The organism is Methanohalophilus mahii DSM 5219, from assembly GCF_000025865.1.
Classification (GTDB): Archaea; Halobacteriota; Methanosarcinia; order Methanosarcinales; family Methanosarcinaceae; genus Methanohalophilus; species Methanohalophilus mahii.
Map to the genome: position 1 here is coordinate 1,318,418 of NC_014002.1, position 13,847 is coordinate 1,332,264.

Annotated in this window: 9 protein-coding genes; 6 read left to right on the forward strand and 3 right to left on the reverse strand. The window is 36.4% G+C overall.

The window, feature by feature from the left end:
• Positions 1-152 precede the first annotated feature (152 nt).
• Positions 153-2,837, forward strand: a complete 2,685-nt coding sequence (locus MMAH_RS06510; RefSeq protein WP_013037753.1) for a GLUG motif-containing protein — start codon at positions 153-155, stop codon at positions 2,835-2,837.
• Positions 2,838-2,879: 42 nt separating this feature from the next.
• Positions 2,880-4,106: a PGF-pre-PGF domain-containing protein gene (locus MMAH_RS06515; RefSeq protein WP_013037754.1), complete on the forward strand. Its 1,227-nt coding sequence runs from the start codon at positions 2,880-2,882 to the stop codon at positions 4,104-4,106.
• Between the two features lie 235 nt (positions 4,107-4,341).
• On the opposite strand, the gene cas1 is transcribed toward MMAH_RS06515, so the two are convergent.
• Entirely contained in the window at positions 4,342-5,559 is a 1,218-nt protein-coding gene (cas1, locus tag MMAH_RS06520; RefSeq protein WP_013037755.1) for a CRISPR-associated endonuclease Cas1, read from the reverse strand.
• Between the two features lie 202 nt (positions 5,560-5,761).
• On the reverse strand, positions 5,762-6,433 hold the full coding sequence (locus MMAH_RS06525) for a hypothetical protein (RefSeq protein ID WP_157198707.1): 672 nt from the start codon (positions 6,431-6,433) through the stop codon (positions 5,762-5,764).
• Positions 6,434-6,676: 243 nt separating this feature from the next.
• Here MMAH_RS06525 and MMAH_RS06530 point away from each other — a divergent pair, with 243 nt between their 5' ends.
• The 4 genes from MMAH_RS06530 to MMAH_RS06545 all read left to right on the forward strand — a co-directional run bounded on the left by MMAH_RS06530 (position 6,677) and on the right by MMAH_RS06545 (position 11,018).
• Positions 6,677-7,228: a hypothetical protein gene (locus MMAH_RS06530; RefSeq protein ID WP_013037757.1), complete on the forward strand. Its 552-nt coding sequence runs from the start codon at positions 6,677-6,679 to the stop codon at positions 7,226-7,228.
• Positions 7,229-7,249: 21 nt separating this feature from the next.
• The gene (locus MMAH_RS06535; protein WP_013037758.1) at positions 7,250-7,615 is read left to right on the forward strand and encodes a hypothetical protein; all 366 of its coding nucleotides are present in this window, start codon (positions 7,250-7,252) and stop codon (positions 7,613-7,615) included.
• A 316-nt stretch (positions 7,616-7,931) separates the two neighbouring features.
• Positions 7,932-10,280: a DNA polymerase gene (locus tag MMAH_RS06540; protein WP_245526204.1), complete on the forward strand. Its 2,349-nt coding sequence runs from the start codon at positions 7,932-7,934 to the stop codon at positions 10,278-10,280.
• Between the two features lie 183 nt (positions 10,281-10,463).
• On the forward strand, positions 10,464-11,018 hold the full coding sequence (locus MMAH_RS06545) for a hypothetical protein (protein WP_013037759.1): 555 nt from the start codon (positions 10,464-10,466) through the stop codon (positions 11,016-11,018).
• A gap of 570 nt (positions 11,019-11,588) precedes the next feature.
• On the opposite strand, the gene MMAH_RS06550 is transcribed toward MMAH_RS06545, so the two are convergent.
• Positions 11,589-13,847 carry a KAP family P-loop NTPase fold protein gene (locus tag MMAH_RS06550; RefSeq protein WP_013037760.1) on the reverse strand — a complete coding sequence of 753 codons (2,259 nt, stop codon included), beginning with the start codon at positions 13,845-13,847 and terminating at the stop codon, positions 11,589-11,591.

The following is a 13,847-nucleotide window of genomic DNA, read 5'->3' on the forward strand; positions in this document are numbered from 1 at the left end:
AATAAAGTAAATTAATGTTAATAATAAAGATTGAACAAATTTATAGTTTTTACCTTTAACAGCTATCAAATATTTTGGAATATAAAAGAACTTCAAATTAATATTCGATTCATATAGTAAAATTTAAGTGTTGTCGAGTCACATCTGAAACTATGTCAAAAGATAAATACAGTATTATCAGAAAAAAAGTAACCGATATATCAATTGTAAAATATCCCATTATTTCATTCTTATTTTGTATAATATTAATTACTGTTCCAGCTGTTGCATTTGCAGGTGGAGATGGTTCTGCTGAGAATCCATATCAAATATCGAATGTAAATGAGCTTCAAAATATACAGAATGACTTGGGTGCAAATTATGTATTGATTAATAATATTGATGCATCTGCAACATCTGAGTGGAATGATGGTGCAGGTTTTGAACCAATCGGTGATTATGATTACAGATTTACCGGTTTTCTTGATGGTAATAATTACACAATATCAAATCTATATATCAATAATTCTTCTTCAGAATATGTAGGTTTATTCGGTTTTACCCGCAAAAATGATGGCTTACTGATAGTTGATCTAAGGCTTGAGAACATCAATGTAAGTGGATTCACATATGTAGGAGGAGTTGTTGGTAGGCATTTCCAGGGTGAAGTTAACAATATCTATGTTACAGGAAATATGAATGGTGACTCAAATGTGGGCACCTTAATCGGTTATAATAGTGGTAATGTTACTAATACCAATTCAAATGGAAACGTGACCAGCAACGGCGACTATGCAGGTGGTTTAATCGGCAGAAATGAAGGTAATGTTTCTGATAGCTATGCTACAGGGAATATAACAAGCAACGGAAAGCATACTGGAGGCTTAGTTGGTGGCAATAGTGGCAGTATTACTAATAGTCATGTTGCAGGACACGTAATTGGTGACTCAAATGTAGGAATCTTAGTCGGTTATAATAATGGATATGATGGTAACTACGTAACAATCACAAATAGCTATGCTACAGGAAATGTGATTGGTAATTCAAACGTGGGTAGTTTAGTTGGTTATAATTATGGTCATAATAGTGGTAATTTGATTATTACAAACAGCTATGCTACAGGAAATGTAACAAGTTATGGCGACCGTGCAGGTGGTTTAGTTGGTTATAATCACGGTTATTATGGTGGTCATTTGACAATCACAAACAGCTATGCTACAGGAAATGTAACAAGTTATGGCGACCGTGCAGGTGGTTTAGTTGGTTATAATCACGGTTATTATGATGGTTACGTGACAATCACTAACAGTTATGCTAAAGGAAACGTAACAACCAACGGAAATTATGGTGGTGGTTTAGTTGGTTATAATTATAATTATGATAGTATTTCTCATGATAGCTACGTAAAAATCAAAAACAGTTATGCAACCGGAAATGTTAATGGCCACTGGTATATGGGTGGTTTAGTTGGTTATAATGATGCTGGTGGTGTTACTAATTGTTATGCTATTGGAAATATAAACGGCAATGATTATTTGGGTGGTCTTGTTGCTGAAAATAGTGGTGATGTTTCTGATAGTTACTACAACAAAGAAACATCAGGACAAAGTGATACAGGAAAAGGTATACCAAAAACTACTATCGAAATGAAAGAGCAATCAACATACACAAATTGGGATTTTGATAATGCATGGTTTATTCACGGATCCATAAATGATGGGTACCCTCAATTGCATAATTTCATATCTGTATATCCTCCGGTTTCTGACTTTACATCCAATGTTACTTCAGGGGTTGTTCCGCCACTGTCTGTGAAATTTACAGATTTGTCATCAAAAGAACCCACACAATGGCTTTGGGATTTTGGTGACGGCAATACTTCAACAGACCAAAATCCAACACATACGTACACAAATTACGGAAACTATAATGTCAGTCTTACTGCAATTAACGATGTAGCTGATGATACTGAAACAAAAATTGACTATATTACTATCGATGAGAACATTATATGCATGGCTAAATCAATCGGTTTTAATGATTCAAGTGCAGTAGAAGACAGTACTTTAACTATTCCATTAGAACTTCTCAATGTTTCAAATGGTCCAATCCAGACCATTAAATGTGATATACAATATAATGAATCAATTCTATCTCTTGAATCTATAGACTCAGGTAATCTCACATCAGGATGGACAGTATCTAAAGGTATCAATGAACATTCAATCACTCTGACTACTTCTGATAGTGAACTTACTATCCAAAACGAATCATCTGGACAGATCTGTAATATAACATTTTCCGTAGTTGGAAAGTCTGGTGAAAGTACTGAGCTAATTCCATGGAATGTTGATTTAGCAAATACTGCAAATTTACATGGTTATGCTTCTTCCAAAACTGGCATTTTTACAATAGAAGCCCCAGGAAGATTGTCTGGTAATGTTAGCTACAACTTTAATGGCACAAATATTGAAAATGCTGATGTATCTCTTATGCAATCTGGAAATCTGATTGCTAAAAACACTACTAACACTTCAGGATATTATATATTTACAAATATTGAGCCTGGGGCATATAATATCATATTCGACAAGCCAGGTTTCTACTCTGAAGAAATATCTGTACAAATATCCGCCGGTTCCGATATCTATAGAGATTCCAATATGATAATTACTGGTGATCTTGATGGAAATGGTATTTCTGCAGATGCAGTAGACGTTAACATGATGATGCAGGCTAGTGTAGGAAACTTAGCATCAGATCGTTATTTTGATCTTGATAAGAATGAAGAATTTGCAGATGCAGTAGACGTTAATATGATGATACAAGCCAGTGTCGGAGATATAGTATTGGAGTGAAACTCAAGAATCTAAATAATTCTTATAAATACAGGAGAATATATGACTCTAAAAAAAGTGAAAGTCTTGTTTGGGATTCTATCTATACTTATAATCACTTTACTATTGCCGATAGGAGCCAATTCAACTGAAAGTCTTGTTATGGCGGATTTAATCGGATTAAAGGAAGATTATGAAGCAAATGAGAACGATACACTATCAATTCCAATCATTATTCAAAATGTTTCCAATGGTCCAATCCAGACCATTAAATGTGATATACAATACAATGAATCAGTTTTGTTCCTTGAATCTGTAGAAGTCGGTGACCTCACAAACGGATGGACTATTCTTACAGGGGATAATGTTCATTCTATAACTTTGACTACACCGGATAGTAGCATTTCCATAAGAAACGGATCTTCAGGAAATATATTTAATTTACACTTTAATGTGACTGGAAATGCAGGTGATACTACTGCAATTTATCCAGAAGACATTGATATGGCAAATACTGCAAATTTGCATGGAAGTGTACTATCTACAAACAAAACCGTTGATATCAATAACAAAAAAACTACTGTTCCTTCAGAAGATGATTCTTCAGGGAATGGTGGAAGTGGTGGAGGAGGTGGTGGAGCCACAGGTGAAGAGTTTGAAAATATCGCCTCCAAGCATGCACAGGTAAGTAAGGTGGCTGCAGGTGAAGATGTAAGATATGAGTTCAGTGAAGATGATATTGATTTAATGACCATCCAGTTTACAAGCCTTTCCAATGAAGGTCAAACCAAAACATCAGTTGAAGTCCTCAAGGATACATCAGCGTTGGTGGATTCTTCTGCACCAGGAAAAGTCTATCAGAACCTGAATATCTGGGTTGGCAATGTCGCCTTTGATGAAGATGATATGGAGGATCCTGTAGTTGGATTCAGGGTAAGTAAAGAATGGATTTCTGATAATGATGTAGAACCATCTTCAATTGTCCTTTGCCGATATAATGATGGTGAATGGACCCAGCTTCCTACTGAAGTTATAGGTGAAGATAAGGATTATTTCACATATGAATCAGAAACCCCCGGATTTTCACCCTTTGCTATAACTGCAATCTCACAAAAAGAGGAATCTTCTGCAAATGCCACCTCGGGATTGAATGAATCATTAGAAGAAATAATGAAGGAAAAAACTGATAATAAGACAGAGTCTAAATCAAATGAGACCCCTGGATTTGGTGTTTTGTTAACATGTGGGGTACTGACGATAATAGCTCTATTGACAAGAAAGAAGAATTAAGGAGAGAGATTCTTCATATTTTTTGACTTTTTGTTGATCGAATCACTATGATTAGGAACCTGTGAGTATGATAAGTGCCTCATCTATATAATCAACTGCTGTTGCAATATTATTGAATAGGTATTTGATAGTATGTCATGTTTGTCAATAAACCAAATGATAATTAATAAATAAACTGTAAGGAGATAATAAATGAAGTAAGGTATAACTTATTTCATTTTAGACTGTTATTACGTTACCTAATGGCAGAAACTCTCTGTTTCCATTCTTCCAATCTCTCCCTAACATGAGCATTCAAAGTAAACGGTTTCCCAGATTTAGCATTCTGTTTCATGTAGTGCAAAGTACCCTTAGAAAAACCCATTTTCTTCCACTCAACATAAGAAATATCAAGAATCAACTGTCTGATTTCCATATTGTCCTGTCTTTCAATTTCATAGGCAGGAGACATGAAATCAACCATTTTGCGTTTGCCAACAAGGTATTGAGCCAGTTCTCTTGTCTTCAGGAGCAATATAGCACTCCATGTATGTTGTTTATTCCTGTATTTGGCACGTTTATTCAGCCATTGATTAACTTCCTCAGTAACCTTCCTGGCCCCTGTAGGCTTAAGCCTTAGCGCATAAGTTTCTGTCCGGATGAAATCCTGTTTATCCATTGCTCCTTTCTCAACCAGTGAGAATACGGCCAGATCAACAATAAACCTGAATGGTTCCTGCAAATCATAAGCAAGACTGTTTTTGCTCGAATTCATTTCATGCAAAAACCCAACATGTGGATCTAAGCCAACTGAGTTTATGGCCCTCAGACATTCAGCCTCAAGCAGAGCATATCCATAGTTGAGCATCACGTTGACCTTATCCCCTGCAGCAATCGGTCTTCTGTATTGGTCCAATCTGGCACAGAAATCATACTCTGCTGGTATGGCTTTTGCAAATTCATTCCAGTATTTCCAGGCAACTCCACCCTCAACTCCCATAAGACCCCTTATCGTCCCTGTTTTGTTTAGTTTTTCAACATCATCAGAGAAATCAAACTCAATATCAGGATAGCGTTGTTTCAAAAAATCAAGCACTACAATTGATTTATCAAACTTGGCCTCAATGAATTTTTTGGCAAGTTTTACTCTGGTTTGCTCATCTTCAAAAGCATGATACTGAGCAAACTTGGTCTTGACATTGGTACTTTCAGGAGGAAGCATGGTGGTCAACAATTTTCCATCCCAGTTGAGTATTGATATCTGGACATTATGCTTAATCAACCATCGGATTGCTTCAAGTGTAAGATTGCCACTTTTACCATACACAACAATATTGTCAATATCCATCCTTTTTGGAGAAAATACATATTCCTGAGGTTCTTCTGTGGTTGAGAATCTACCCTCTTTAATGTGTAGTTTAGCCCCACTTATCCGCATATCAATGCCATGACCATTGAGAAGTAGCAGTTTCATTTAGTGTACTCCATCATTAATTGTCGATTCTGTACCTGATTTCCTTTATGATTTTTGCAGATTTTGGATTATTGTATTCATTTCGGATTTTTCTTTCTAGTTTATAGAGCTAATCTGTATTCTCTTCTATCAATATATTTTGACATGAATGCATATAATCGTCTTTTACATTTGACAAATCATCTAGGTTTTCGGCATCCCACTAAAGCTGATCTATTACCACACTTTCTTTATAATTTCCTAGGAGATGAAGAATATTTCTTCTTAAAGATTCACTTTTATATTTCTGATGATAATCTTCTAATAATCTTTTCAACCATTCAACTAGTCTAGTTTCTCTATCGGGTTCAATTCCATCTGCTAAAATACAATTAGAAACTATATTTACCAAAACACCTATCGAATTCTTATCCAATTCTTCAGTTTTATTCGATTCGTCAGTGAACGCATCTATTATCGCTTTTAATTCAACCTTATTTATGTTGTATTTGGATTTATACAAAGAAAGTTCACTAATAGCATCCTTTCTATCCTGAGAATCATTCGATTTTAAGAGTGAAGTAACTTCCTCAATATGCTTTTTTAAAACCGTGGTTTTTTTGAGTAAAAAATATGAAGCATTTTCAGCTGTTTCGTCTATACCGTATTTCTTGAAGTCTTCAAGCCCCTTGCCTTTTGAAATTTTTTTAGATTCTTTCAATGTAACTAGTGCTCTTTCAATCTTAGACTTACTGTAACCTTTAGCCTTGAAATGGTTTATCAATCGTGATCTTCTAAAGTACTCTTCCTTTGAGAGAAGATCGATTATTTCTGCTTCAATGTTTGCTTTCTTTTTAGTAGAGTTTGCTTTTTGGTTTAGAGTATTTTGCTTCATTTTCTGCATTAAATGTTAGAATACATCCTCTGATAAACCTAACGGTGCATAGTGGTTATTGGTGATTTTATTTGTAGAAAATACAGATGTCGAATAAATTTGGCTGCTCTCAGGCAGAAGTCCTCAGAACAGCCTTAATCAAACTAAAGGAGCGATAAGTACGCGGTTTTCCAGAAATACGAGAGTTATGAAGACTGGCTTGGTGCTGCAAAACCTCGCAAGTCCGAATATGCGAAAGGGATCATGTGGCTACACGAGAAGTTCCCTGAATTAACATTGAAGGAATTGCGTGAGCTAAATGTGCAGGATTATAGCGTGGCTGAGACGCCCTGGAATGACCTGGAATCACAGGACAAGCGTGATCGTATCCTGGCCTTTCAGGTACTCAGAGCTATGCGCCAGGGAGAATCATTGACCTCGACAGCCAAAGAGCTGGGCATCAGTAAACAACTTCCTGAAATGCATCTGGGGGAGGCGCTCTTCAAGGAAAACAAAAGATGGAGAGTTGCACCCACTGATTCCATTGAAGCAAAAATGACAGTTTACGAGAAGGACAGAGGCATTGCCACGATAGTCACTGCGAGTTCAGAAGACCGGTCTATGATTGGGAAATATTTTGCTGCGGTACAGAAAGCTCTGAAATCCGGAGATCCTTCCGGTCTTGCACCGTTCGAGGATTTCACCATCATTGATGCTTCGGGTAATTCTCACAGACTGGAAACGGATCTCGAAACGCTATATGAACTCGAGTTTTCTATTGAAGAGCCTGAATTTTTTGAGATATATGCAAAATAAACAAATTCTCAGGGGAAAATCATGGATAAAGAAACATATGAACGAATAACTAAGAAGATGGCGCGTGACGGGAATTTTTCTCTTTGCTGCTATGGCTGTGGAGAAGATGATCCGGCGGTAATCAAGACTTTTGAGTGGCATCATTTGGATGGCAGAGCAAACTCGGACTATATAATACCACTTTGCCATAACTGTCATGCCAAAATTACTGCCGAGCAGAATAAAATCAAACCCAAAGACAGGTCCAGTAAGGCAACATTGCTAAAAAGAAAAGGCATGCAACTAATTTCACAGGGGTCTTTCTTAAAAGTGATGGGTGGAAAACAGGTAGATCTTGGTCATTGGTTAATTGAATACGATACACTGCATGGAGGAGGAAATGACTAAAGTCGCATTGAGAGGGTTTACCTGGAAGTCAAATGAGTCTTCCAAAACCTTTCCTTATAGACTAGGACCTCCTTTGATACATTCCCGAGTACTTGTTTTTGATACTGAAACGACTATCGATCAGTACCAGAACCTGAAGATAGGGTATTTCCGGATATACCAGCGTGGATGTATTCAGCATGATGGTCTATTTTACAACCCTGCAATGCTTTCTGAAAGGGAATGTAAGCAAGTTTAGGAGTACGTATCGAAGCACTCCATTGAAGTATATAGTCTCAAGGAATTCGTGGATAAAGTCTTCTACAGAGAAATATATGTGCTCAAGACACTCTGTGTCGGATTCAATCTGGGGTTTGACCTGAGCAGGTTGGCAACCTATTCAGGAAATTCCAGGAATCAGAACAATGGTGGATTCACACTTACATTATCAAAGAAACGTGACGACCCCACAATTATAGTGCGCAGGCTTAATGATTCCAATAATTTTAAGTTGGGTAGTACAAAAAATAATCAGGGGAAGGAACGTTTTGATGGACATTTTTTAGATGTACAGTGTTTGGGACAGGTACTCCTCGAATCAAAACATTTGTCTCTGGCGAGGGCTGGAGAGATGCTCAATACAGAGGTACGGAAAAAAGAAGGTATAGAGCATGGGACTGTTACCCAGGACTACATTGATTATCTGATCACCGATGTACGTGTCACCTATCAGGTGTATGAGAAATTAATGAAAGAATTGAGGGAGTACCAGATTACCATTCCCCCCACCCGGATCTATAGTGCAGCATCAATTGGTAAACATGCTCTGCAACAGTTAGGAATTGAGCCATTCAGGAAACATAAATCCAATTTCCCGGCCGAGATCATAGGCAATATAATGACCTCATATTTTGGTGGCAGGTGTGAATGCAAGATCAGGAAAACACCAACCAAGGTTACAGTCCTCGATTTTACAAGTATGTACCCAACTGTGACCATGGAGATGGGTTTGTGGGATTTCATAATAGCCGACCGTCTTGAGCATGAAGATGTAACTGAAGAAATTAAAACACTATTCGGGAAACTGAGTCTGACTTACCTGCAAAACACGGATAACTGGAAGGATTTTGTGGTCATGGTAAAGATTCGGCCTGAGGAAGACGTGTTACCAGTCAGGATGAATTATAAAGGAGATTACGGGATTTTCAATGTGGGTATCAACCATCTATCGATTGAGTCCGGGATGTGGTTTGCCCTGCCTGATGTGATCAGTTCATATCTACTGACCGGCAAAATACCTGAGATTATTCAGGCAGTGCGGTTCATTCCAAAAGGTACGCAGGATGAATTGAGGAAATCAAAGATACTTGGTATGACTATCGATCCTGCAAAAGATAACCTAGTACAATTACTGGTTGAAGAGAGGCAGAAAATAAAGGTAGAGTTAGCAGGAAGTGAGATGGATGATCCTGACTATATCCGTCTGAAAAGCAGGGCACAGGCCATCAAGATCCTTGTGAATTCATTGAGTTATGGGATATTCATTGAATTAAACCCGGAGGAATGGAATAGTTATTTTAGGGTCTACGGTCTTGACAATTTCAGTACCGAGAAAAACAGGTATGAGAAACCGGGCAAGTATTTCCATCCTTTACTTGGGTCCATGATTACAGCAGGGTCCAGACTTTTCCTGGCAATGGCCGAAACCAAACTCAAAGAACTTGGTGGTACACACGCCTATATGGATACGGATTCTATCTTTGTTCCGCCTGAATATGCTCAGGAGATTATAGACTATTTCCAGCCATTGAATCCTTATGCTCTGGATATTCCATTATTGAAACCTGAAAAAGAGGATATGTGGTTCTATGGGATTTCTTCCAAGAGATATGCCCTCTACAATTATGACAATGGAAATATCAAGTTCATGGAGGGTGAAAGGTCCTACAAATTGCACGGTCTCGGGCATCTGAGTAATCCATTCCCGAATTCGGTTGTGGATTGGCACAGCGAGATCTGGCTGGATATCCTCAAGTTGCATTACAACCAGATTTCAGTGGAGGATATTGAAGCTAAATACGGAAACCTGTATGCTATCTCCAAACTAACGGTGAGTACTTCGAATATACTGAAGCGTTTCAAAAATCTTAATGAGGAGAAACCGTGGGAAAAACAGATCAAACCATTCAATTTTTTCACTGTTGGATTCCACATGCAGCAGGATAAAGGCAAACCTGTTAAACCATTATCTCCGTTCTCAATGGATTCACAGAAGGTAGTTCATGAACCCTTCATAGATTATGAAACCGGCGAGGAAAAGCAGGGGTTGGAGTATTTCAAGCCACTGAGCAAAATCATTCTGCAGTACATCGAGCATCCGGAAAGTAAACTGGATGGTAATGAGGGGGTTCTGGAAAGGAAACACGTTCATTCAGACGGAGTTTTATGTATCGGTAAGGAAGCGAACAATATCGTTGATCAGCCATTGAACGTGGAACCAGCACAGATATTTCTTGAAACGGCTGCTGTAGAGGAGGAAATTTTATCGATTCCTCAGACACAGGCTGAAAGCTGTGGAGTGGATCGAGGGAATTTCAAACGCATAAAGGATCGAATAAAGAAGGGGAAACTGAACCTGAATACGCCTGCAGTAAAACGACTCCTGGCCAGACGTGTTCTACGTTAACTGGAAGGTGGGAATATGTGGAATGTAACCAATAAGATTACAAATCCATATTATTCGATAATATTCTCTAAATTCCAGAAATATTCCTTTAATATTCCCGGAAATTCCCATACATTCCTACTTAATTCTATAATATTCTGAGATATACTTAGCAAATAAACAAAAAATAAGAGAGGTTGTACTATGGAACAATTCAAAAACTTGGTTTGTTCAACTTGTAAACATCAATTCAAATCGAATATTCAGACGAAAAAACCCAGGTGTTCTGCCTGTGGCTCGTATAGTGTTGTTGAAATGGATGGTGACATTCCTGCAATTGACATTTTAGAGGAGTTGAAGAATGATATTATAACGGAAATGGAAGAGATTAATGACAGTATTGGAGAGGAATTACTATCAAGTCTATCAGAGAATCTTGATCAGTTGAAGGAAGCCATCATTAAGGATGGGCATCGCACAAGTGATACTGACAGGAAGGTACAAAATTACGAAATCGAAAATATTGTCAAGCAGGTTTATGGTGAACTTGTAGCTGAGATTAAGGGTTTGCATGATGAATCTGTGAAAAGGTCAGACATGAAACTTGATTCAATTACAAACAGGATAAGTGAACTTGAAGAGAAGAATGCTCTGCTGATTGCCAAGCAGGAAGAGGTTGTTGACGAAGTATCACGGAAACTGGATACATTGAATAGTAATATTGAGAAGATTGTAAGGGATGGGGGATTTACGCAATGAAGTACTGAATGGTAAATACAACATGTGTGTACAAACTAAGATAACATTTGGTAAAAACAGATATGATGCAAAGATTCAAAGACATCATAACTGTTTTTTTTTGTTCCATTTAGACCTCGAAAATATTCATCTGGCTATCTGGTTTAGCAAAAGTATTGAAATTTGTATATTGAGCATCATTTGAAAAAGAGCCGTCTTTGGACAAAGCAAGTTCTATTCTTTAAATAAGTGTCTGCTGGAGTAAGGTTTTGTTATCAAGCCAGCAGGTTTTAATTTGTAAGCTCGTCTGAAAGTCTCTTTATCTGAAATACCTGTAATGAAAATAATAGGAATTGAACTATTTTGCTTTATTCAAATGAGTTCGCAGGATAGTGGGATTTAGATGGTACCCGTCCTTGTTACTACCACACGTATGATGCGGACGGCGCACCGATGCTCGCAGGCTCAAATCCTTTCTAGGCTTGAGATTTTCAAATCCAATACTCATTTTTGAGTACGCTCAAGTAATACTCATACTGTTGTCGAAATACTTTCCAGGAATGGGTTGAGTGGGAGAAAATCGGGCATGTATTAAAAATTTTGATTATCTTTTTTATCGTAGTTAGCTAGATAGAAATCAATAGTCTGTTTGTTAGCCGTGTACAACTTATCATTTTCATTTTTTATTTTTATCAATCTAGATATTATAGATTCTAGTTCCACGAAATCATTCAGATTTTGGTAATTTAATTTTTTAATTCTTTTGGATGTGTAATCTCCAAACGTATAACTCATTGATTCAGTAATAAATTTGCTTAAGAACAAAACTAACTTTCCGTCATCCGCTAAGATATCATCAATAAATTGTTCCCATCTTTTCTCTTTGTCCCAGTCACGCCACCTATAAATTATATAGATAAATTCGTCAGAATCCAACAATTTATTTTTGCAACCAATAATTTTTTCCAAACACAGTTTCTGCAATTCCTCAACTTTGTCAGGCGCAATAAAGGTGTCTTTTGGGTCATCATCCCTATCTTCGTTAGGAGTTTGGAGTGATACTTCTTGAACGGGTCCATACAGCCCTTTAGACAGTGGAATAGTATTTTTTAGAATTTTATAAATTTCCATAGATTCTCCATTGCGTTCGAATATCTGATGGAGGATTCTCATCATGTCCATATCAGCTCCATAATCAAACATGCCAGCCTTTTCTTTTGGTAAGTCATCAGAGATGTTGAATAGTGCTAGAACAATATTTTGAACTTTCTCTTGTGGAATGTACTTTTCCTCAGATGTATAATCCTGCATTTTTTGTAATACTTTTCGTATTTTATTTTTCTCTATATATTCTCGAAGAATTGATTCAAATGCTTCAACTGAATTTGTTTTGGTCAAAATGTTTTCCATTTCATATTGGCTTATTTCTTCCTCGCCTCCACCAGGAATTAGTGAAAAATAGCTATCAAAATTAGATGTAGCACACACTCTAAGGTCTCTACTCCAAGAGGCTTGAAAATCAGAACTATGATTTGTATTAATCTGTGGGAATAATGTTTTTACAAGTTGTATAGTATGTTCTCTCACATCTTTTGCTAAATCATAGTCCTGATTTTCGATTTTAGCAATCCTATCATTTATGTTAGAAGAGTTAAACATATCTGTTGAAGTGAAAAGAGAGTTTTGACTTTTCATGAAGTTATAAAAATCAGGATCAAATACTCTTATAGCTTCTATTGCAGTGAAATCTATGGGATTTACTTCCATTATTTCATCATTGTACATTTGTGATATGTTAAATTTTAAACTACTCATAAACCTTTTAACATCTCTTATATTTTTAAAATAATATTTAAATCCAGAGTTGTAAACATTGGCCCAATATGAATCACCTTGATTATAGAATCTCTGTGCAGATTCAGGTAATGAACCAAGTACTTGATTTAATTCTTCAAAGAAATACTTTGAAGTAGTATTAGGCTTTGCAAAAGGAATATCGAAATCAACCTGTACTATTTTGTTTAAGTAGTCTTTACCCGATACTCCTGCTTGCACCTCTAAATTTTTTTCAATAATTTTTCGATCAAATGCTAAAAGATAAATAATATTTGGAAAATCTGCATTAATTCGAATTAATCTAAATATTTGCTTTATTTCAGATTGATTTAATCGATCAATATCATCAATTACAATAATTAATTTTTTTTGTCTTTTTAGCAACTCGTTTTTGATTTCCGTTTTTACTTCTAATATTGACTTTTTATTATATGCATTTTTTTTATTTAAAATATCAGCTAATTTTGCTAAATAATTTTTAAATATTCCAGCAACTACAAGTACAGCACTTAAACCAAGTACTGAATATTTCACATACATATCAGCAATATTAATCCAACCAGTTATTTCATTTGTAGAAATACCTACTAAACTTATACCTATTATTAGACTAAAAGCATATCCCGAAACTGTTTTTTCATCTGGTACCAGACTAAGCAAACTTGAATAATACGTGAGTTTCTCAGCAATCTTTTTGTCATTGCTTTCCCCTCTTATTTTAATTTCTTTTGCAACTTCATTGAAAAAATGCTCACTCAAGTTCTTTTGCTCTGAAAAATTCCAAGGATTAAATTCAATTACAGTAGGTATATCCTTTAAATTTTTATTCTTAATGTGCCTTAAAGCAAGTTTAATTGCAGAGGACTTACCAGACCCCCATTCTCCATGGACCGCAACAATAAGACTTTCTTTTTCCTTCCAACTTAAAAGAGATTCAGCTAAATGTTGTGAAAATCCTTTTCGGTTCAAAAAGTCCTCTTTTTCTGTTTCTATTGGTTTGTCAGGAATAAACAT

Coding starts and splice junctions, on each gene's coding strand:
- MMAH_RS06535 (WP_013037758.1), top strand. CDS start 7,250: ATGGATAAAGAAACATATGAACGAATAACTAAGAAGATGGCGCGTGAC.
- MMAH_RS06510 (WP_013037753.1), top strand. CDS start 153: ATGTCAAAAGATAAATACAGTATTATCAGAAAAAAAGTAACCGATATA.
- MMAH_RS06525 (WP_157198707.1), bottom strand. CDS start 6,433: ATGAAGCAAAATACTCTAAACCAAAAAGCAAACTCTACTAAAAAGAAA.
- MMAH_RS06550 (WP_013037760.1), bottom strand. CDS start 13,847: ATGTTTATTCCTGACAAACCAATAGAAACAGAAAAAGAGGACTTTTTG.
- MMAH_RS06515 (WP_013037754.1), top strand. CDS start 2,880: ATGACTCTAAAAAAAGTGAAAGTCTTGTTTGGGATTCTATCTATACTT.
- cas1 (WP_013037755.1), bottom strand. CDS start 5,559: ATGAAACTGCTACTTCTCAATGGTCATGGCATTGATATGCGGATAAGT.
- MMAH_RS06545 (WP_013037759.1), top strand. CDS start 10,464: ATGGAACAATTCAAAAACTTGGTTTGTTCAACTTGTAAACATCAATTC.
- MMAH_RS06530 (WP_013037757.1), top strand. CDS start 6,677: ATGTGGCTACACGAGAAGTTCCCTGAATTAACATTGAAGGAATTGCGT.